General features: G+C 72.8%; 14 protein-coding genes and 1 pseudogene. 4 read left to right on the forward strand and 11 right to left on the reverse strand.

What is annotated here, in order from left to right:
- The 3 genes and pseudogenes from AB0D08_RS10115 to AB0D08_RS10125 all read left to right on the forward strand — a co-directional run.
- Positions 1-399: pseudogene (locus AB0D08_RS10115) on the forward strand (2-aminobenzoate-CoA ligase); the annotation flags it as partial.
- A gap of 18 nt (positions 400-417) precedes the next feature.
- Entirely contained in the window at positions 418-864 is a 447-nt protein-coding gene (locus AB0D08_RS10120; protein WP_051813248.1) for a thioesterase family protein, read from the forward strand.
- A 101-nt stretch (positions 865-965) separates the two neighbouring features.
- On the forward strand, positions 966-1,799 hold the full coding sequence (locus AB0D08_RS10125) for a PaaX family transcriptional regulator C-terminal domain-containing protein (RefSeq protein WP_033822430.1): 834 nt from the start codon (positions 966-968) through the stop codon (positions 1,797-1,799).
- Between the two features lie 93 nt (positions 1,800-1,892).
- On the opposite strand, the gene AB0D08_RS10130 is transcribed toward AB0D08_RS10125, so the two are convergent.
- From AB0D08_RS10130 to AB0D08_RS10145, 4 genes are all read right to left on the reverse strand, one after another.
- The gene (locus AB0D08_RS10130) at positions 1,893-3,731 is read right to left on the reverse strand and encodes a M1 family aminopeptidase (RefSeq protein WP_082526800.1); all 1,839 of its coding nucleotides are present in this window, start codon (positions 3,729-3,731) and stop codon (positions 1,893-1,895) included.
- 242 nt (positions 3,732-3,973) lie between these two features.
- Entirely contained in the window at positions 3,974-4,906 is a 933-nt protein-coding gene (locus tag AB0D08_RS10135) for an amidohydrolase family protein (protein ID WP_033822432.1), read from the reverse strand.
- A 95-nt stretch (positions 4,907-5,001) separates the two neighbouring features.
- Positions 5,002-5,511: a DUF664 domain-containing protein gene (locus AB0D08_RS10140; protein WP_033822433.1), complete on the reverse strand. Its 510-nt coding sequence runs from the start codon at positions 5,509-5,511 to the stop codon at positions 5,002-5,004.
- A 148-nt stretch (positions 5,512-5,659) separates the two neighbouring features.
- The gene (locus AB0D08_RS10145) at positions 5,660-8,416 is read right to left on the reverse strand and encodes a SpoIIE family protein phosphatase (protein WP_359887516.1); all 2,757 of its coding nucleotides are present in this window, start codon (positions 8,414-8,416) and stop codon (positions 5,660-5,662) included.
- A gap of 362 nt (positions 8,417-8,778) precedes the next feature.
- On the opposite strand from AB0D08_RS10145, the gene AB0D08_RS10150 reads away from it, so the two are divergent.
- Positions 8,779-9,099 carry a hypothetical protein gene (locus AB0D08_RS10150; RefSeq protein WP_359887519.1) on the forward strand — a complete coding sequence of 107 codons (321 nt, stop codon included), beginning with the start codon at positions 8,779-8,781 and terminating at the stop codon, positions 9,097-9,099.
- 223 nt (positions 9,100-9,322) lie between these two features.
- Here the strand turns inward: AB0D08_RS10150 and AB0D08_RS10155 are convergent, their stop codons facing one another.
- From AB0D08_RS10155 to AB0D08_RS10185, 7 genes are all read right to left on the reverse strand, one after another.
- A complete protein-coding gene (locus tag AB0D08_RS10155) occupies positions 9,323-10,912 on the reverse strand; it encodes an NAD(P)/FAD-dependent oxidoreductase (protein WP_359887522.1) in 1,590 nt (529 codons plus the stop codon).
- Positions 10,909-12,393 (reverse strand): radical SAM protein, encoded by a 1,485-nt coding sequence (locus AB0D08_RS10160; RefSeq protein ID WP_359887525.1) that lies wholly within the window; start codon positions 12,391-12,393, stop codon positions 10,909-10,911. The genes AB0D08_RS10155 and AB0D08_RS10160 overlap by 4 nt, the downstream gene beginning before the upstream one ends.
- Positions 12,394-12,499: 106 nt before the next feature.
- Positions 12,500-13,381, reverse strand: a complete 882-nt coding sequence (locus AB0D08_RS10165; RefSeq protein WP_359887528.1) for a hypothetical protein — start codon at positions 13,379-13,381, stop codon at positions 12,500-12,502.
- Between the two features lie 99 nt (positions 13,382-13,480).
- Positions 13,481-14,869 (reverse strand): hypothetical protein, encoded by a 1,389-nt coding sequence (locus tag AB0D08_RS10170; protein WP_359887530.1) that lies wholly within the window; start codon positions 14,867-14,869, stop codon positions 13,481-13,483.
- A 120-nt stretch (positions 14,870-14,989) separates the two neighbouring features.
- On the reverse strand, positions 14,990-16,630 hold the full coding sequence (locus AB0D08_RS10175) for a ferritin-like protein (RefSeq protein WP_359887533.1): 1,641 nt from the start codon (positions 16,628-16,630) through the stop codon (positions 14,990-14,992).
- Between the two features lie 251 nt (positions 16,631-16,881).
- Positions 16,882-19,023: a SpoIIE family protein phosphatase gene (locus AB0D08_RS10180; RefSeq protein WP_033821532.1), complete on the reverse strand. Its 2,142-nt coding sequence runs from the start codon at positions 19,021-19,023 to the stop codon at positions 16,882-16,884.
- A 328-nt stretch (positions 19,024-19,351) separates the two neighbouring features.
- A complete protein-coding gene (locus tag AB0D08_RS10185; protein ID WP_033821531.1) occupies positions 19,352-19,534 on the reverse strand; it encodes a hypothetical protein in 183 nt (60 codons plus the stop codon).
- Positions 19,535-19,552: the final 18 nt, after the last annotated feature.

Here is a 19,552-nt window from a genome sequence, read left to right on the forward strand (position 1 = left end):
GACGGCTGGAACATCACCGGCGACACCTACATCCGCGACACCGACGGCTACTTCTGGTTCCAGGCCCGCAGCGACGACATGATCGTCTCGGCCGGGTACAACATCGCCGGCCCCGAGGTCGAACAGGCCCTGGCCGCCCACCCCGACGTCGCCGACTGCGCCGTCGTCGCCGCGCCCGACCACCACCGCGGCACCATCGCCAAGGCCTACGTGGTGCTGCGCCCGGGCGCCGCCGCCGGCCCGGCCACCGCCGCCGCGCTGCAGGACTTCGTCAAGCGGACCATCGCCCCGTACAAGTACCCGCGCGCGGTCGAGTTCGTCACCGAACTGCCGCGCAACTCCAGCGGCAAGCTCCAGCGCGCCGAACTCCGCCGCCGGGCCCGCGGCGCCACCGGCTGACCGACGAAAGGCACCACCATGGACCACCCCACCGCCCCCGCGCCTGCCGCCGCCCTCCCGTCGGTCACCGTCGAGCGCCGGGTCGAATGGTCGGACACCGATGCGGCCGGGCACCACCACTTCTCGGCCGTGCTGCGCTGGGCCGAGGCGGCGGAGGCGGCCCTGCTGCGCGGGCTCGGCCTCGACGGGCTGTTCGGGAGCATCCCCCGGGTGCACTTCGAGGCGGACTACCTGACCCGGCTGTGGTTCGGCGACACCGTCCGGGTCGAGCTGCGGGTGGACCGGGTGGGTACCAGCTCGCTGCACTACGCCTTCGACGTGCACGGCCCGGAGGGCCGCGCCGCGGCGGGCCGGATGTCGGTGGTGCACTCGGCGGCGACCGCAAAGGGGGCCGCGCCCTGGCCGGAGGAGGCCAGGAGACTGCTCACCGGGACTGGGCCGCAGCATCCGCAGACGCTGCTGTGAGATGCGGTCCGGGCCCGGCGGCCGGACCCGGCCCCGGGCTGCCCGGAGCGTCGGTCCCCGCTCGGTATGATCACCTGACCATCAGCGGAGGAAGGGTGCCCATGTCGGAGTCGACGGCCCGGCCCAGTGCCCTGATCAGCACGGTCTACGGGGAGTTCGTCCGCCGGCTGGGCGGCTGGATCTCGATCGCCGACCTGATCGGCCTGATGGCCGAGCTGGACGTCGACGGCCCCTCCGTACGTTCCGCGATCTCCCGCCTGAAGAAGGCCGGCACCCTGGTCCAGGAGCGCCGGGACGGCACCGGCTACCGGCTCGGCCCCGAGATGGCACCGGTCTTCGACGAGGGCGACCGGCGGATCTTCGGCAGCCTGGAGCCGGCCCGGCTGGCGGACGGCTGGGTGCTCGCCGTCTTCTCGGTGCCCGAGTCCGAACGCGCCCACCGCCACCAGCTGCGCTCCCGGCTCACCTGGCTCGGCTTCGGCAACGCCTCGCCGGGCGTCTGGCTCGCCCCCGCCCGCCTGCTGCCGGACGCCCGGCGGATGCTGGAACGCCTCGGGCTGAGCGAGTACGTCCACCTCTTCACCTCCGACTACGCCGGGTTCGCGGAGCTGGAGCAGGCGGTCAGCTCCTGGTGGGACTTCCCCGCCATCGAGGCCCAGTACGCGGCCTTCACCGGCACCTACCGGCCGGTCGCCGAGGAGCTCGGGCAGTACCCGCGGATCGACGAGGTCGAGGCGTTCCGCGAGTACGTGCCGATGCTCAACGACTGGCGCCGCCTGCCCTACCTCGACCCCGGCCTGCCGACCGAGCTGCTGCCCGCCGACTGGAACGCCGTCGAGGCCCGCCGGGTCTTCACCGACCTGCACCGCAGGCTCGCCGAACCGAGCCTGCGGCACGTGGTCAAGGTGACCGGCCTGGAGCCGGCCGCCGGCTGACGCCCCGGCGGGTGCCGGGGCGTCAGCCGGTCGTACCGGTCGTACCGGTCGTACCGGTCGTACCGGTCGGGTCGCCGGACGCGGGTCCGCCGGTCAGCCGTCGATCCGGTGCTGGGTCCAGAAGGAGGTCAGGTCGGTCGTGGTGGCGGCCTGCGCCGCGGCCTTGAACTCGGCCGTGGTGGAGACGCCGTACCAGTGCGACTGGGCGTAGTCGTGGAGCAGCTTGGTCATCGCGGTGTCGCCGAGCACCCGGCGCAGGTCGTGCAGGGCGCACTTGCCGTAGTTGTAGACCACGGTGGAGTAGCGGGAGGAGTGCGCGTCCCAGTACGCCATCGAGTTGGTGATCTTCTCGGCGGAGGAGGCCCAGGAGGTGCTGCTCCAGCAGTTGGTCCCGGTCTTGCCGAGCGCCAGGTCGGTGGCGTAGTCGGTGAACGCCTCGTCCAGCCACGGGCTGTTGTACTCGTCGTCGCCGACGATGCCGTAGAAGTACTGGTGGCCCAGCTCGTGGGTGAGAGCGGTGGTGCTGACCAGGTCGAGGACGAAGCCGGGGTACTCCATGCCGCCGAACCAGAAGTTGTTGTCCAGCACCACGTCCGCCTCGCCGTACGGGTAGGCGCCGAACCGCTGGGCGTGCGCGTCGATCGCCGAGATCGAGGTGGACAGCATGGACTGCTCGTCGGCGGTGCTGATCCCGCTGACGCCGTAGACGTTGATCTTCACGCCGGCCGGCGAGGTGCCGGAGACCTTGGTGAACGCTCCGGCGCCCCAGGCGAAGTCACGGACCTTGCTCGCGGTCGCCTTGGTGACGGTCCGTCCGGAGGTCCCCGGGGTGTCCACCGAGGTGCCGGTGGCCGGGACGAGCAGACTCGTCGGGTGGTCGAGGGTGACGGTGAAGTCCGAGGCCAGCGAGTAGAAGGACTCGCCGTTGTTGGTGTACGGGTCGAGGTGCCAGCCGGAGCCGTCCCGGACCGCGAGGACCGGCAGGGCGTTGCCGATGAAGGCGAACGCGCCGTCCCGGCCGAACCGGTCGGCGCCGCTGGGCACCGCGATGCCGAGGTCGAAGCCGACCGAGCCGCTCTGGCCCTGGGCCAGCGGTGCGGGCAGGGTCACCTTGAGGGCGGTGCAGTTGACGGACAGTGCGGAGGCGGTGCCGCCGGTCACGTTGGTCACGGTGATCGGGGTGCTCGGGCAGCTGCCGTGGTAGTTGTCCCACAGCCGCAGGTAGACCTCGGTGAGCGCGGTGGGGGAGGCGTTGGTGAAGTTGACGCTCTCGTGGCCGGTCCAGGTGGCGCCGCTCGCGTCGCTGGTCAGGTTCACCGTGTACGCCGGGGCCGCCGGGGTGCGGGTCGGGTCGGTGGTGGGCGGGGTGGTGCCGCCGCCGGAGGCGTCGAGGGTCACGTCGTCCAGCACGAAGCTGGTCTGCAGGCTGCTGTCCTCGGTGCCGGTGAAGGCGAGGGCCACCGTCTGTCCCGCGAACGAGGACACGTCGATCGACTTCTGCACGTACCCGGCCTTGGCGTCCAGGTTGGAGTAGGTCGCCACGGTGGTGCTGCCGATCTTGGCGGTCAGCTTGTCGTAGGCGGTCGAGGTGGTGGTCTCGGCCGTGTCGATGTGCAGCCAGAAGCTCAGGGTCGCCTTGGTGCAGCCGGCCGGCAGGGTGACGGTCTGCGAGAGGTTCGAGGTGTGGGTCGAGCCGTAGCCGTTCAGCCAGGCGAAGGCGGTGCCGGTGTGGGCGCTCTGGCCGCTGCGGGAGGTGATCACGCCGCTCGACGAGGTCCAGGGCGAAGTGCCCGCCTCGAAACCGCTGTTGGCAACGGTCTGGGTAGCGGTGCAGTCGGCCGCGACGGCGGTTTGGGGCGCCGTCACCGTGGCCGCGCCGGCCGCCGCGACAAGCACGGAGCCGGCGATGAGGGATATCAGCCTGCTTCTCATCGGATCCTCTCGGGTGTGGGGGTCGCCCGTCGGACCGAAGGGATGATGGACCGTCACCTGTCGGCCGGACGGAACATCAGGAAGCGTGGCAGCAAACCCCGGCTATTGATAGGGGCATGCCAGACAATCCCGCCAGCCTTTGCCCGGCCTTGACCGTGGCCGTGATCGGCCGGTCCGGGGCGGGCCGGGCCGGGTCGGGCTGGGGGAGTGGGGGAGATTGCGCGAGCAGTGGCGGGAGACGGTCAGCGGAACAGCGTGGCCGCGCGCGACAGGGCCGCCTCGGCCTCCGCCGGAGGCAGCGCCGTCCGGACCGAGACCACGGCGCGGACCAGCTGGTCACCGCTCTGGTACGGGAAGTCGGTGCCGAGCAGCAGCCGGTCCGCGCCGAGGGCGCGCGCCGCCAGCCGGATCGCCGGGACGTTGCCGTGCGCGACGGTGTCGTAGAGCAGTCGCCGAGCGGACGAGGTGGGCGGCTCAGCGACCTCCGGGGCCTCCCAGCGCAGGTGCTCGTCGGCCCGTGGCAGCAGCATCGGGAGCGCTCCGCCCAGGTGCGACACCACGATCCGCAGCCGCGGGAAGCGTGCCGGGTAGCCGTTCAGCAGCAGGTCCATCGCCGCCACGGTGTCCTCCACCGGTGCGCCGACCATCCAGCGCATCCGGCCGTCCGCGATCAGCGGCGAGCCGGCCGCCTGCCCCGACGGATGCAGGTACAGCACGCTGCCGCGCCGGTCCAGCTCCTCGAAGAGCGGGACGAAACCGGGATCCGTCAGCGCCCGCCCCAGCACGTCGGTGGTGAGCGTGACACCCGCCATGTCCAGGCCGTCCAGTGCCCGGGTCAGCTCCTCCAGCGCGGCGTCCAGGTGGGGCATGGGCAGGGCGGCGAAGGCCGCGAAGCGGTCCGGGTGCTGCGAGGTCACCGTCGCGTACAGGTTGTTGGCGTGCCGGGCGGCGCTCACCGCGTGGTTGCGGTCGGCGAAATGCGGCACCTGCGGCGCGACGGACAGGATCTGGCACCCGATCCCCGCCGCGTCGTTGCGCGCGAACCGCTCCGCCAGCTCCCGCTCCCCGTCACCCGCCCCGAGCCCCCGCTGACCGCCGGTGTCGGTCCGGCCGTAGGTCTCCAGCCGATCCAGGTAGGCGTCGCTCCACAGATGAGCGTGCACATCCGTGTACATGCCGCCTCCACCCGCCGTTCCTCACCGCCACCGGTCGCCGCACGTCACCGCTGCCCGCGATCGCCGCCGGTCACCGCTTCCCTTCACGCCGCCGGTCACCGCCGTTCGACCACGCCGCGGACGAACGCGGCCTGCCCGGCGTGCTGGAGATCGTCCGAGACGACGCTCACCAGCCGGACACCCAGGGTCACCGGTGGGTCCCACCGCTCGTCCACCACCCGGTCGAGGTCCGCATCGGTGAGCTCCCGCAGGTAGCGGAGCGTGGATGCGGACACCGCGTCGTGGTAACCGGTCAGCAGGTCCGGGGAGTCGACCCGGACCGCGGCCACCTGGTCGCGGGAGTGCCCGTAACCGGTCGAGCCGACGGCGAGGGGGAGCGAGAACCGGTCCGCCCAGCCCCCGGCGACCCAGATCTGCTCGCTACCGGCCACCTCCGCGACATGGTCGTCCTGAATCCGGGTCAGGTGCCAGACCAGCCAGGCGATCGAGTTGGCGTCCGGGTCCAGCCGCCGGGCCAGCTCCGCGGTGCTCAGGCCGTCGACCGCGCCGTGCACGGTCTCCCGGATCCGGCCGAACGCGTCGGCCAGCACGTCCGTGCTCCTCATGGCGCCTCCTCGACCCCGACCGCAGGACCCGCCCTGGACGAGCCCGGCGGACCTCACCGTTCCAGTGTGCGCGCCGGGCGGGCGGACGGCATCGGAGGCCGCCGCGGGCCCGGCCGGGCCCGCGACGGGGCGGCCGGGGGCGGTTGGGTCAGGGCAGCTGCTGCTCGGCCCAGATCACCTTGCCCTCGGCGGTGTACCGGGTACCCCAGCGCTCGGCGAACTGGGCGACCAGGAACAGCCCGCGCCCGCCCTCGTCGGTGCTGGCCGCGTACTTCAGGTGCGGCGAGGTGCTGCTGCCGTCGGAGACCTCGCAGATCAGCGTGCGGTCGTGGATCAGCCGGACCCGGATCGGCGGCAGGCCGTAGCGGATCGCGTTGGTGATCAGCTCGCTGAGGATCAGCTCGGTGGTGAAGGCCAGGTCGTCCAGGTCCCAGTCGCTCAGCTTGCGCGCCACCACCGCGCGGATCTCGCGGACGGCGGCCGGGTCGGCGGGTACGTCCCACTCGGCCACCCGGTCCTCGGGCAGGGCGAGGGTCCGGGCCACCAGCAGGGCGATGTCGTCGGTGGGGTTGGCGGGGAGCAGCTGGGCGAGGACATCCGCACAGGTCTGCTCCGGGGTGCGGTCGGTGCCTGCCAGTGTGACCCGCAGCAGGTCGAGGCCGACGTCGATGTCCCGGTCGCGGTCCTCCACCAGGCCGTCGGTGTAGAGCACCAGCTTGCTGCCCTCCGCGAGTTCCAGCTCCGCCGTCTCGAACGGCAGCCCGACCAGCCCGAGCGGCGGCCCGGCCGGGACCTCGGGGAAGTCCACCGTGCCGTCCGGCCGGACCACGGCCGGCGAGAGGTGGCCGGCCCGGGCGACCGTGCAGCGCAGTGACACCGGGTCGTAGATCGCGTACAGACAGGTGGCGCCGGTGATCGGGGCCTCCTCGCCGGCGCCCTGCTCCTGGTCGATCCGGTTCACCAGGTCGTCCATCAGACCGAGCAGTTCGTCCGGCGGGAGGTCGAGCGAGGCGAAGTTGTGCACCGCGGTGCGCAGCCGGCCCATGGTGGCCGCCGCGTGCACACCGTGACCGACCACGTCGCCGACCACCAGCGCCACCCGGGCCCCGGGCAGCGGGATGACGTCGAACCAGTCGCCGCCGACCCCGGCCTGCGCGGGCAGGTACCGGTAGGCCACGTCCAGCGCGCTCTGCTCGGGCACGCCCCCCGGCAGCAGACTGTGCTGCAGGGTGACCGCCATGGTGTGCTCGCGGGTGAACCGGCGGGCGTTGTCGATGGAGACGGCCGCCCGGTTCACCAGCTCCTCGCCCAGCCAGACGTCGTCCTCGTGGAACGGCTCACGGCGCTGCGAACGCCAGAACGTGGCGATCCCCAGGACCACCCCGCGCGCCCGCAGCGGTACCGCGAGCAGCGCGTGCACGCCCTCGGTGCGCACCTTGCCGACCCGGTCCGCATCGTGCTCCAGCCAGGCGTTCAGGGCCTCGTCGAGGTTGTCCTCGGTGACCGGCTGGCCGCGCTCGAGGGCGAGTGCCCGCGGGGTCCCGGGCACCAGCGGGACGTCCTCGCCGACCGGGTAGAACGGCGCGTCCGGGAGGATGCTGCCCAGCCCGGCGCGGTACATCCGGGTCAGCGGCCCGGGTTCCTCGCCGCGCAGCACCGGTTCGGCGAGGTCGACCGTCACATGGTCGGCGAAGCCCGGAACGGTGGCGTCGGCCAGTTCCTGGGCGGTGCGGGCGACGTCCAGCGTGGTGCCGATCGTCATGCCCGCCTCGTACAGCAGCCGCAGCCGGCCCCGGGCCACGTCGGCCTTGCCGGAGAGCGCGCGCAGCTCGGTCGAGTCGCGCAGCGTCGCGACCAGGCCGGGCGGTCCGCCGTTGCGGTCGGTCGGCCGGACGTTCACGGCCAGCAACAGGTCGCCCGCGGCGATCACCTCGTCGGTGACGGGCCGGGCCGAGACCAGCAGCTCGGTCATCCGGCGCTCCAGACCGAGGTCGGTGACCTGCCGTCCCTCGGCGTCGGGCGGCAGCCCCAGCAGCCGGCCCGCCTCGTCGTTGGCGAGCAGCAGCCGGCCGTCCCCGTCGATGATCAACACGCCCTCGCGGACGGCGTGCAGGACCGCGTCGTGGTGCTCGTACATCCTGGTCATCGCGGACGGGCCGAGTCCGCGGGTCTGCCGTCTGAGCCGGCGGCTGACCAGCGCGGCACCGCCGGTGGCCAGGAGCAGAGCGGCGGCGGCGCTGCCGATCAGGATCGGCAGCTGACGTTCGGCGCTGTCGCTGACCCGGCTGGTCCTGATCCCGGCCGAGACCATCCCGACCACCGTGCCGTCGGTGTCGGTCACCGGCACCACCGCCTGCACCAGGTGCCCGATGGTGCCGTCGACCTCCTCGGTGATGGACTGGCCGGCGAGCGCGGGGGCGGTGTTCCCGACGAACTTCTTGCCGATCCGGTCCGGCATCGGGTGGGTGTACCGGATGCTGTCGGTGTTCAGCACCACGATGAAGTCCACGCCCGCCTTCATCCGGGCCTTCTCCGCGCTCGGCTGAAGGATGGCGGTCGGGTCCGGTGAACGCAGCGCCGCCACGATGCCCGGGGAACTGGCATAGGTCTCGGCCACCGCCAGCGAACGGTTGCGCGCCTCCGTCGCGGTGTCGTTGCGGGCCTGCAGGACCGTTTCGACACCCACCGCGAGCACCAGCAGCAGCACGATCACCACCTGCAGCACGAACACCTGACCGGCGACACTGCGGGTGCCCAGCGCGGACCACGGACGCCGTCTCGGCCGCGGCTGCCCGTGCCGGCCGTGTCGGCGTCCCGGTTCGGGACGCTCACGCCGGTCCTGCGGGCGTCGGCCGGTGGATTCGGGGGCGGACGGAACCCGGGACCGACCCGGAATTCGGGCCATATGCCCATGTGTACCCCTCCTGGTCCCTGGAGGCCAAGACTTCGCGCCGTGCGTCGGCCGCCTTACGGAGGGCTTACGGCGGGCTTTCGGGCCGCTTGCGGGGGACTTGAGGGGACGCGGGGGAGGCTCAGGGGGACTTGGGGGGACTTGGGGGGACTTGGGGGGAAGGAGGGAGGATCATGGGAGGGGCGTGCGGCGGACCTGCGGAGCCTGGCGCGGAACACGGTGGGGCGTGGGGCGTGGGGCGTGGGGGCGGCCGGGGCCGGGTGGGCGCGGGCGGTGGGGCGGCCGGATTGTCAGTGCCCCCAACTAAAATTAAGAACTGTCAGCGAGTGCTCCACCAACGCACCGGGAGGTCGCCGATGTCCGTCGCCGCGCTCACGCAGCAGGCCCCGAAGAACCGCGCGCCGAAGTCCACCACCCGCCCGTCCCGCCGCAGCCGATGCTCCGGCCCGCCGGCAGTCCGCCCGCTCCCGGCCGGCCTGCCCCGGGCCTGGTACATCGAGCACAACCGCCGCCTCAAGGCCATGCGCCTGGCGGTCGTCCTGCTCGACTCCGGTGTCTACGGCCCTCAGCAGGCCACCAACCGCCGGATCCGCTCGCTCGCCGTCCGGCTGGACATCCACCGGCCGTCCGCGGCCACCTGCCGGATGGTGAGGTCGTTCCTCCACCAGGACCACTGACGGCTGGCCCGGCCCGACGAGCGCACGGAGAACCGCACGGAGAACCGCACCGAGGATCCGGCGGAGCGACCGAGGGCCTGACCTGCGGCCGGGCAGCGACACTGACAGCTCGCCAGCGGGGTGCCGTGCCGAGCCACGGTATGCGGCGCGTAGGCCGAGCGGTCGCATAGCCAGTGGGACGGTCGGGTTCGTCGCAGGGACTTGAACGGGAGTCGACACAGCATCACCTCGGCCGGTGGGCCGGCAGTACGCCGGCCGAGGTGAGCTTGCTCGCCGTCGGGCGCCCGAGGGGCCGCGGGTCGGGGGGCCGGCCGTCCTGGGTGGGCTGGTCGTCGGGTGGGCGGTCGTCGGGTGGGTGGTCGATGGTGAGGGCGCCCTGGCGGTGAAGCCAATCGGCCAGCTCCGAGGCCCGCCTCGTAGGCAGTTCCTTGCCCCAGGACACGAGCAGGTCATCGAGCCGCCGCCCGCTGCCGATCGCGTCGAGTAGTGGGGCGAGTGCCACGCCGTCGACGAAGGCAACCGGGCGGGGCAGGCCGGGATGGCTCAGCGCCCGGCGGAGCTCCACCCGGTCACCGACGGCACACGGGGTGTCGACCAGAGCGGCCGTCGGCGCGAGCCGGACCCAGGGGTCGGGGACTGTGGGGCCGGGGGGCACCGGGTCCGGGGCCGACGCCCCGCCCTTCGACGCCCTGCCCTTCGCCGGCGTGGACTCCTGCCGCAGTGGGCCGCGGTGCAGCCAGAACGGCCGGTCGCGGTGGATCCGGTGCTCGGCATAGTGTCCGGCCGCCCACTGTGCGTGCTGCTCCACCGACCGGCGCTGGCTGTCCCGGTAGAAGTCCATCGCCGCCTGCCGGTCATGCCCGGCGGCGAGCAGCGTGTGAACGGTCACGCTCGCGGCCATCGCGGTCTGCATCGCCTTGTCCACACCCGAGGAGGAGAGCGGGTCGAGCGCGAAGGCCGCCTCCCCGATCTTGATGCTGTCCTCGCCGACCGGTTCCGGATCGGCGAACGCGGTCGCGTCGCAGACCGAGACCGGCCCGGCCTGTCTGGCGTCCGCCAAGCCGTCCAGCAGAGCGGAACCGTGCAGCAACCCGCGGTAGCAGCCATCGAGCCCCGCCCGGCCGACCCCGAACCGGCGCAGCATCCGCGGATCCATGAACACCATCGCCCGGAACGACCCGTCCGGCCGCAGGGTGCCCCAGAACCAGGCATCCCGTTCGGCCAGTACCCGCGTCGGGGGACCCGGCCGCCGGGCACCGTGCCAGAGGCCGTGCAGCGCGATAGTGCGGGGCGCGGTGGGTTCCTTCCGTCCACCGAGGGCGAAGCCGCGCCCGCTCGCGTCCACCAGGAAGCGGGCCCGCACCGTGGCGTCCCCGCCCGCCGAACGCAGCGGCACCTCCCAGCCAGCCGACGTACGGCGGGCGCGGCGGGCGGTGGCGGGCTGGAGCACCCGCGCTCCCGCTGACACCGCCGCGTCGAGCAGGATCCGGTCGAACCGGCCCCGGTCCACGGTGAGACCGGCCACCCCTGCTGGCAGCCGGACCACCTCCGCACGCTCGTCCCGCCACCGCACGAGGGATTCGGTGGCCGGACGGAACCCGGCCGCCTGCACGGCGGGGCGCACTCCGAGCACCTCGAGGAGCGGCCAGCAGGCCGGAGTCAGTGCCTCACCCACGTGCGGACGCGGGAAGCAGTAGCGCTCGACCACGAGGACCTGGTGCCCGAGCTCGGCGAGCCGCTTGGCACAGACCGCCCCGGCCGGACCCGCGCCGATCACGCAGACCTCCGTCTCGACCGTGGACCGCGGGCTCACGGCTGCGCCCGGGAGGTGAGGGAGGAAAGGGGCACGGTGGACCGTGGTGGGGTGCCGGTGTGGGGGTTGCCGGTGCGTGGCGGGTCGGTGCGTGGCGGGTCGGTGCGCGGCGGGTCGGTCGCGCCGAAGTAGTCGGGCCGCTGGGTGAGTAGTCGCTGGTAGGCGCCGAGGCAGTAGTGCAGCCACCCGCGGATGTAGTCGCAGGCGGGCCGGCCCCGCCTGATGACCTCGTGGTGGCATCCGCCGCCGCACAGATAGCGGGCCCAGCAGCTGCGGCAGGGCTCTTGCCGGTGCACATGGCGGTCCGTCAGCCATCGCAGACGACGTGCCGGGTCGATACCCCGGGTCAGATCGCCCATCGCACCCTCCGGGTCTCCGACGAAGCGGTGACAGGCCGCCAGCTCGCCTTCGGCCGACACCCCCAGGTACCCGGCGCCGGCACCGCACGGATACGGTCGGTGGGTGCCCCGGTGGATCTCCCGCAGCGCGTTGACCAGGTTGGCGAACGGGTAGCGGTGGCCGGCAGTCACCTGGCGCTCGAACTCGGCTCCGCAGGCCGTCAGCTCGTCGAGCATCACCTCCAGTTCGGTGTGGCCCATCTCGCCGCGGCCGGTCGGCGAGTTGAGCAGCGGCGAGAACCCGACGCTGTGGAAGCCCAGCGCGAGGAACGAGTCCAGGGTCCGCCGCAACTCGAGGTTGCCCGGCGTGACCGTCACCCGGGCGGAGACCTGCATCCGGCGCTGGGCGGCGAGCAATGGGGTCACCTTGGCCAGGACCGTGTCGAAGCTGCCACGGCCACCGCGGTACGGGCGCAGCAGGTCGTGTTCTCGCCGCCCGCCGTCCAGGCTGACCGTCACCGCGAAGCCGTGCTCCTCGAAGAACTCGCCGTCCTCGGGGACCAGCACGGTGCCGTTGGTGGTCAGCGAGAAAGTGACCCTGGCACCGCTCTCCTCGGCCAGCCGGGCAGCTCGCTCGGTTGCCGCTCTGACCACCGGGCGGTTCAGCAGCGGCTCGCCGCCGAGGAAGGCGAGGTTCACCCGGTCGCCGGGAACGGTGTCGCGCAGCAGGAGATCCACCGAGGAGAGCGCGGTGTCCAACGGCATGCTCGTGTCGGGACCGCCGAAGCTGCCCTGCTTGGCATAGCAGTAGGTGCAGCCGAGATTGCATTTCTGCGCGACCGACAGTGACAGGGCCCGTACCGGGGGAGGCGATGGCGGGGCATTCTCCACCAGCTCGGGCACGGTCAGGCCGAGCTGCGTGAGCAGCGCTGTGGCGTCGGCCGGGTCCGCGCCGCGCCGGGCTCGGTCGAGCGCACGGTAGGCGGCCTTGTCGAGGGAGTACACACGGCTGCCATTGACGGCCAGCAGCGCGTGGCCGCGTTCGGTACGGACCAGGTGGAGGTCCGGGTGGACCGGCGCGGACAGCTCGAACAACTCCCGGGCCCGGTCGGGCACGGTGCACCCGGTGAGCGGCTGGTTCATGGTGGGCCCCTTGCTCTTCGGCGGGGAACGGATGACGACGGGGGGTGGGGTGGCGGGGTGCGGGGTGGCGGGGTGCGGGGTGTGGGGTGTGGCGGGGCCGGGATCCTCAGTCGTGCCGGCGGCCGTGGTCGCGGCCGTGGTCCTGACCGTCGCCGGGCACGTGGTCCTGGCCGTCCACGATGAAGCGCAGGTGCCGCTGCCAGTCCTGGAAGAGGTCCTCGTACGAGAGCAGGCGGGAGTCCTCCCGGTCGTCCAGGACGTACTCCTTGGGCTCGCGGTCGACGGCGAGCCAGCTGTTCCCCACCGTGGTGCCGGCGGCGTCCACCTCGGTGTTGACGAAGTCGGGCCGGCTGGCCGCCCAGTAGTAACAGGCACATTCGCGGTAGTCGTTCTGCCAGGGGGAGCAGAGACCCCGGGTCAGCTCCCCGGGCTGCACCATCTCCCGGTCGATCACCGGGAGGGGGCCGCCCGCCACCGCGCTGAACGCGAACAACGGCCGGACCACCAGATCCACCACCTCCAACCGGTCGGCCTCGTCCTCCTTCGCAGGGAGCCCGACCGGGAGCGGCGCCTCGGCCTTGGTGAACTCGCACTTCACCGCACGGCCGGCGTACTCCTTCAGCACCGCCGCCAGGGAGTTGGACCACTCCATGGTCACGACCCCGTCCGGGTTGCCGGCCGAGGTGAGGCGTCCGGGCGGATCCTCGTGCGGCCGCTGGGGGCCGCTGACGGGCACCACCGTCGGCTCGCCGGCCACCCGGAGCAGCCGACGGCCTTTCAGACGGGCGTGCTCGCCGGAAGCGGCCACCACGTAGTTGTCCGCCTCGTGGAGCTCGATGCCCTCGAACAGCCGACGCCAGACGTTGCGGAAGTCGAACTCCAGCCCGGGGAAGGCATTGGAGATCGCCGACTCCGGGAGCGAACTCGGTGGGTTGCCGTCCGGCCGGTAGTGCAACTGGGCGGTCAGGTTGGTGGGGTCGATCCTCATGGTCCGCGGTGCTCCTGTCCTGTCCTGTCCGTGTCCGGTACGGCCTTCTGGTCCGGAGTGCTGCCGCCGTGACTGTCCCTTCCGATCGCGTGCCGCAGGTCAGGGGCCGGAGGACTCGGCGGCGAAGACGTCCCGTCTGGCCACCTTCCGGATGAGGTCCACCTGGCGGCGGGTCAGGGCGAGTGCCCTGCCGTCCGCGCCGCGCATCAGGGCGGGCATCTTGCGCCGGCCCTTTGCGGAGAGGTCGCCGATCTCGTTGTGATTGCGCAGGACATCCGCGAACCAGGGCGCGGTGCCGCTGCGCAGTCCGGTGAGGATCGACCGGTGGAGGTGGAGCAGGGCGGCGTTGTCGACCAGCGAAGGCGCCATGACGGGCTCGAACCGCCGCCCGGTGTCGGCAGTGTCCTGCCGGACCATGGTGCTCGCGACATCGGTTCGGCCGTTCACCGTGTTGCCGTTCATGACCGCCGTGTTCATCAGCCGGACCGACTCCAGGGCCCGGCGGATGATCTCCTCGGCCTGCGCCCGGCCCTCCAGCCCCGCCTCGATGTCCGTGGCCTCCGGTCCGAACATCGCCTGGTCCAGCTCGTCCGCGACGGTGCGAACCGGGAAGCTGTCCGGTGCGTACGCCGGGGGGCCGGCGCCGATCCGTGCGTAGGCGCGCAGTGGGTCGGCTCGGCCGGCGAGGCGGAGCTCGACGTGGACCAGGCCGTCGCACTCGTCGTCCAGATAGCCACTGCTGCGCCACCTGCCGTCGTCGTCCCAGCCCCGGTAGATGTTGGCGGGGACGGTCAGCGACGGGTCGCCCTCGCGGTCGAAGTGGCCCAGCCAGCCGCCCAGGTTGGCGTTGTAGAGAATGCCCGCGAGGTTCGGGTCGGGGGCCTCTTGGGGCAACTGCGGATCCTGGGCGCTGGAGCCGTACACCAGGCCCGCGGCCGGGGTGAAGCGCAGCCGGATCCCCGGGAACCCCTCGGTCGGCCTGAGGTAGCGGACGGTACCGAGCGGGAGCGTCCGACCTGCCCAGAAGTTGGGGCAGGTGCCCTCGAGCCGGTGGACGTCGTGGTCGGAGAAGGCGGGCACCACCGCGTCGATCCTGTCGCGCTCCTCCCCGGTACGGCGGTGGATCTTGTGGTTGGCCACCTCGACACTCCACCGGACGTCCCGAGGGGTCAGACCGTGCTCGGCGAGCAGGGCGGTGGTGAGCGGCTCCAGCATCCCCTCGGTGTCGGTGAGCGCCCAGACCTCCAGGAAGGGGGCGACCGGCCGGACCTTGCCGCCGACGGTGAAACGCACCGCCGATGGCACCGCGTCCGAGCTGATCCCGCCGGTGTCCGGGTCCACGACGAAGGTCCTGGCCGGTCGGATCCGGCGGGCCGCGAGCGGCTGCTCCGGGTCCACCGTGACCTCGTAGTTGTCCATCGGTTCGGTGGCGGCGCCGAGCCGGCCGACCGCGAGCGGCGGGAGGATCCGCAGTTCCAGGATGGTCATGCTTGCTCCAGGTCACTGGTCCGTCGGGGTCGTGGGTGCCCGCCGCGGCCGGTCGGCGGGATGGGCGTGGATGGCGTGGACAGCGAGGTCGGCAAGGTCGGCAAGGTCGGCGTATCGGTCTCACTCATTGCACGGTCCCCTTCCGGCCAGCACGCGCTCGATCAGCTCCAACGCGCGCCGGTCGGTGTCCGCGACGGCCACCAGGTAGGGGACCCCGCTGTCGGCGGCGGGGAGCACGTCCCGCAGGTCGCGGACGGCGAGTTGGGACGCCTTGACCAGGTCGCGCTGGAGCAGCCAGCGGTTGCGGTCGGGCTCCGGCAGGTCGAGGGTGTACGGCATCTCGAACGGTGGCCCGGCGCGCAGGCTCCCCGATTGGCCCTGACCCGATGGGCCCTGACCTGATGGGCCCTGATCGGACACCGGGAGGCGGACCAAGGCCCCGGCGATGGCCCGGAGGTTGTACATCTCCCCGAAGGCGCGGTGGATCAGGATGCCGCGGGCGGTCAGCGCACCGGCGTGGTCGAGCGGGCCGGACAGCCGGAATGCATGCGCGATGGAGACCAGCAGCATGCGGTAGCGCAGGTTGAACAGGTGGCCCCAGCGCAGGGCGGCCGGGTCGGTGATCTCGCGGCTGATGTGCTTCCGGTGTGCGGTGAGGTCCGTTCCGGTGTGGGCCGTCCCGGCGACGGCCGGCGTCGCGAACCGTGCGGCGTCGTCCCTGAGCCGGTGCGAGGTCCGCGGATTGTCCGCCAGCCTCCGCGAGATCTTGTCCCGGTCGTCCTCGGGCTCGGCGATCATCTCCTGGTAGATCGTCAGGAAGCGGCGGAAGTGCGAGGTCTCGTCCTGGCCGTCGTCCTTGAGGTCGTCCAGCGCCTCGCCCTGCTCGCCGATCTGCCGCAGGGCCGAGAGGGCGGAGTCCCGCGAATGCACGCCGAGGATGAGGAGTTCGGGCGCCTCGAGTTCGGGCACGTTCCCCGAGTCCCGCCCGCGCTCGCCCCGGGTGTAGCCGCGGCCCCACTCGTCCCAGTCCGCCTGGAAGGGCAGGGTGGCCGCCTGGAAGTCGGAGTCCGGGACGAGCTCGCGGTCGCCGAGCACGGCCACCAGCCGACGGTACAGCGCACCGACCTGGTTGACCTCCTGCCCGGCCTCGACCCCCGCCAGCCGCCTGATCGCCGTGGCTTCGTCACCTGACCACCCCGGTGGGCTCTCGGCGCAGATGTACGTGGCGAGCGAGGCCGGGGTGAGGCGGCGGAGCGTGAACGGGAACGGGTAGAACTCCGTCCCCCAGGGGTAGTCCTCGCGGTCGAGGTTGATCGGCGCGCCGAGGGCGGTGAGCAGGTTCTGCACCGTCAGGAAGTGGCCCATCTCCTCCTTGGCGATGCCGAGGATGATCTCCTGCCAGCGTCGGACCTGCGCGCGCAGCCGGTCGGGGACGTCCGGGCCGCCCAGCGAGTACGCGGCGAAGAGGTACTGCACCATCAGCGAGTGCTCGATCTCCGCGGCGATGTGCAGGAGCATCACGGTGTAGTCCCGCCAGTTGAACTCCGGCGGCAGCACCGGGACCCGGTCGGCCGTGCCGTCGCTCCCGGCTTCCGTCGTACCGACGCCCGTGGTGCCGGCGTCGGGGCCGGGGTCGGTCGGGATCGGGGTCAGGGTGCCCGGGGTGGCGGGTCCGCCGAGGATTCCTCCCGGCGCCGTGGGCGGGACGGTGAGCAGCTCCGGGAGCACGGAGCCCAGGTGTCTGGTGATCCTCGAGCGCATGGGAACCCTCCGGCTGATCCAATGGACCGTCACCCGTGGTGACCTCGCGGAGCAACCCTGACCGGGCGGTTCGTTCACTGTCTAGTCGCGCCACCTGTTCGGCGGGGTGCGCGAATCCCGGCGGGGGAGTGCGGAGTGCGCCCGTTCGCGCCCCTGTTCGTTCGTGCCCCAGTTCGACACCGGCTCAGCTGTGCCATCGGACGCCCGCAGGCGGGAGGCGGGAGGCGGGAGACGGAAAGGCTGGCGGACCGTCAGGACTTGTGGGTGTCCCGGGGCAGGTGGAACTCGCACCACACGCTCTTTCCGGTTCCGCGCGGTTCGACTCCCCAGCTCGCAGCCAGCGCCTCGACCAGCATCAGCCCGCGGCCCGAGGTGGCCGTCTCGCCCGGGGCCCGCCGGTGCGGCAGCTCGCTGGAACGGTCCTGGATCTCCAGGCGGATACGTCGGGCCGGCCGGGTGAGCAGTTCGACGGTGAGGATCGCGCCGCCGTCCGTGTGCACCAAGGCGTTGGTGAGCAGTTCACCGGCGGCGAGTTCGATGTCGGGGCCCAGCCCGGCAGCGCCCCAGGCGGCGAGGGCCTGCCGGAGCATGGTCCGGGTCTCCGTCAGTCCCTCCGGGTCGGCCTGGTGGACGTGCTGGATCATCTGCCGCTCAGCGTGCGCCCCCGGCACGGCGGCCCGGCACAGCAGGAGCAGCGCCATGTCGTCGTCCTGGCCGGTCCGGGCGAGCAGTTCGGTGCAGAGGTGATCGGCGAGCTTCTCCAGGTCGGGCGGCCCGGAGTGGACCGCGGCCGCGAGCGCCTGGAGGCCTTCGGAGATGTCCTGGCCGCGGTGCTCGACCAGGCCGTCCGTGCACATCAGCAGGGTGTCCGAGGGGTTGAGGTCGAGCCGGGTCTCCGGGTACTCGTCGTGGCCGAGCACCGTGGCCACCCCGAGTGGTAGCCCGCCACGGACCGCCGGCCAGCTGGTCCGCCCGCTGGCGTGCCGGATCAGGGGTTCGAGGTGACCGGCGCGGACCAGCCGAAGGGTGCCGGTCTCGAGGTCGGCCTCGGCGTAGATGCAGGTGGCGGACCGCTCGGTGTCGAGATCCGCGAGGAACCGGGAGACCCGCGAGATCACCGTCGCGGGGGCGTGACCCTCGGCAGCGTAGGCGCGCAGCGCGATCCGCAGCTGGCCCATGATCGCGGCGGCGTGGCTGTCGTGGCCCTCGACGTCACCGACCACCACCGCGACCCGGCGGCGGGGCAGCGGCACCAGGTCGTACCAGTCGCCGCCGACCTCGCGCCCGGTCCGCCCGGCCCGGTAGCGGGCGGCGACCGAGCCGCCGCCGATCTTCGGCAGCCGGCGCGGCAGCATGGTGTTCTGCAGCGTGGTGGCGAACTCGCGCTCCTGGTCGAACAGCATGGCCCGCTGGAGGGACTGGGCGACGGCACTGCCCAGGGCGATGCAGATGTTGCGGTCCTCGGTGCTGAAGCGGCGCCGGTCCCCGTAGTACAGCCCGAGCGCGCCGATCGTCCTGGCCTGGGCGGCGAGCGGGAGGAAGGCGGCGGCGCGGATGCCCATCTGTTCGACGTACGGCAGCAGCCGCGGGTACCGGTCGACCAGCTCCTGCTCCGAACCGATGAACACCGGCCGCCTGCTACGGGCGGCCTCGGCCAGCCCGAGCCGGTCCTCCACCCGCGTCACGGAGAGGTCGTCCAGTGCCCTGAGCTCGGGGGAGGGCTGCTTGGTGACCGCGACCAGCCGCAGGACATCGCCGTCGAGCAGTCCCAGGGCCAGGCCGTCCGCGCCGAACCGCCGCAGGCCCTCGCTGTCGGTGAGCACGCTGGTGACGTCCCGGACGGTCAGCGCCCGGGCGAGCGCCTCGGTGGTGTTGCGCACCGAGTCGGTCTGGCGGCGGCGGTCCGCCGCCAGGGTGCGCATCGCCGCGGCGTGCGCCAGCTCCTCCTCGGCGTCGCGGACGATGCCGACGATCCGGTACGCGTGGCCCTGCTCGTCGCGCAGGATCCGGCCCTGGGTGTGCGCCCAGCCCGGGGTGCCGTCCCGGCGGAGCAGTCGGAAGTAGGTGGCGAAGGTGAGGTCGCCCTGGCGCAGCGCGCGGGAGACGGCCTCGTCCAGCCGGGCACCGTCCTCGGCCGGCACCCGCGCGACGAGTGTGGCGGGCTTGCCGTCGAACTCCTGCGGGGTCAGGTCGAACAGCCGCAGGCCGATCTCGTCCAGGTGGTACACACCGGTGTCGAGGTCCCAGTCGAAGCTGCCCATGCCGTTGAGGGCGAGCCGGTCCGTCGCCGCGGTGGGTGCCCCCTCCGCGGGGGAGGTCACGGCGGTGGCGGGTGACGGGCGCGAGGCACGGGGGTCGTAGCCGTCCCTGGAGGACGCGGCAGGTTCCGCCATGGCGGCTCCCCGGGGGAGTGGTGGTGCGGGGACCGTTCCGCGGGTCGTGGCGGATAGGGCCGGGCCCACCGCCGCACGGCCCTTGCGTGAGGCCGGTCCTGATCGCCGGGAAAATCCCGGCCAGTCTATCCAGCGGGAGTGGCCGCCGCATGGCTGTGCACGGCTGTGCGCGCGGCGTCGGATCGGCGCGGTCGAGCCCCGGACGTGCGATGGCGGGTGAGTAGGGGTGGCGGGGTGTGCCTCCGGTGGCGCGAAGGGCGCCCCCGCCGGTGGGGTCGTCGCTCGTCCGGGGTGGCCGCCGGCGTGGAGCGGTCGGTTGGTCGGCTACTCAGCCGGTCGGGCGCCAGCCCCAGTAGCCGGGGGAGTGGGGAGGCGGGTCGGTGGGACCCGCGTCCTGGCAGCAGGCCCGGTGGCAGTCGGGGGCGTCCGCCGCGCCCGGGTCCTCCTCGGGATCGGTCACATAGGTCGTGCTGGTGGCGATCCGCTGCGGCCTGGCTCGCTGTTCGTCCACGGATGATCCCGTCCCTGT

The organism is Kitasatospora sp. NPDC048540 (assembly GCF_040651175.1).
Classification (GTDB): Bacteria; Actinomycetota; Actinomycetes; order Streptomycetales; family Streptomycetaceae; genus Kitasatospora.

What these genes read in the sequence shown, in the direction of transcription:
- AB0D08_RS10120 (WP_051813248.1), top strand. Translation starts at nt 418, where the DNA reads ATGGACCACCCCACCGCCCCCGCGCCTGCCGCCGCCCTCCCGTCGGTC.
- AB0D08_RS10125 (WP_033822430.1), top strand. Translation starts at nt 966, where the DNA reads ATGTCGGAGTCGACGGCCCGGCCCAGTGCCCTGATCAGCACGGTCTAC.
- AB0D08_RS10130 (WP_082526800.1), bottom strand. Translation starts at nt 3,731, where the DNA reads ATGAGAAGCAGGCTGATATCCCTCATCGCCGGCTCCGTGCTTGTCGCG.
- AB0D08_RS10135 (WP_033822432.1), bottom strand. Translation starts at nt 4,906, where the DNA reads ATGTACACGGATGTGCACGCTCATCTGTGGAGCGACGCCTACCTGGAT.
- AB0D08_RS10140 (WP_033822433.1), bottom strand. Translation starts at nt 5,511, where the DNA reads ATGAGGAGCACGGACGTGCTGGCCGACGCGTTCGGCCGGATCCGGGAG.
- AB0D08_RS10145 (WP_359887516.1), bottom strand. Translation starts at nt 8,416, where the DNA reads ATGGCCCGAATTCCGGGTCGGTCCCGGGTTCCGTCCGCCCCCGAATCC.
- AB0D08_RS10150 (WP_359887519.1), top strand. Translation starts at nt 8,779, where the DNA reads ATGTCCGTCGCCGCGCTCACGCAGCAGGCCCCGAAGAACCGCGCGCCG.
- AB0D08_RS10160 (WP_359887525.1), bottom strand. Translation starts at nt 12,393, where the DNA reads ATGAACCAGCCGCTCACCGGGTGCACCGTGCCCGACCGGGCCCGGGAG.
- AB0D08_RS10165 (WP_359887528.1), bottom strand. Translation starts at nt 13,381, where the DNA reads ATGAGGATCGACCCCACCAACCTGACCGCCCAGTTGCACTACCGGCCG.
- AB0D08_RS10170 (WP_359887530.1), bottom strand. Translation starts at nt 14,869, where the DNA reads ATGACCATCCTGGAACTGCGGATCCTCCCGCCGCTCGCGGTCGGCCGG.
- AB0D08_RS10175 (WP_359887533.1), bottom strand. Translation starts at nt 16,630, where the DNA reads ATGCGCTCGAGGATCACCAGACACCTGGGCTCCGTGCTCCCGGAGCTG.
- AB0D08_RS10180 (WP_033821532.1), bottom strand. Translation starts at nt 19,023, where the DNA reads ATGGCGGAACCTGCCGCGTCCTCCAGGGACGGCTACGACCCCCGTGCC.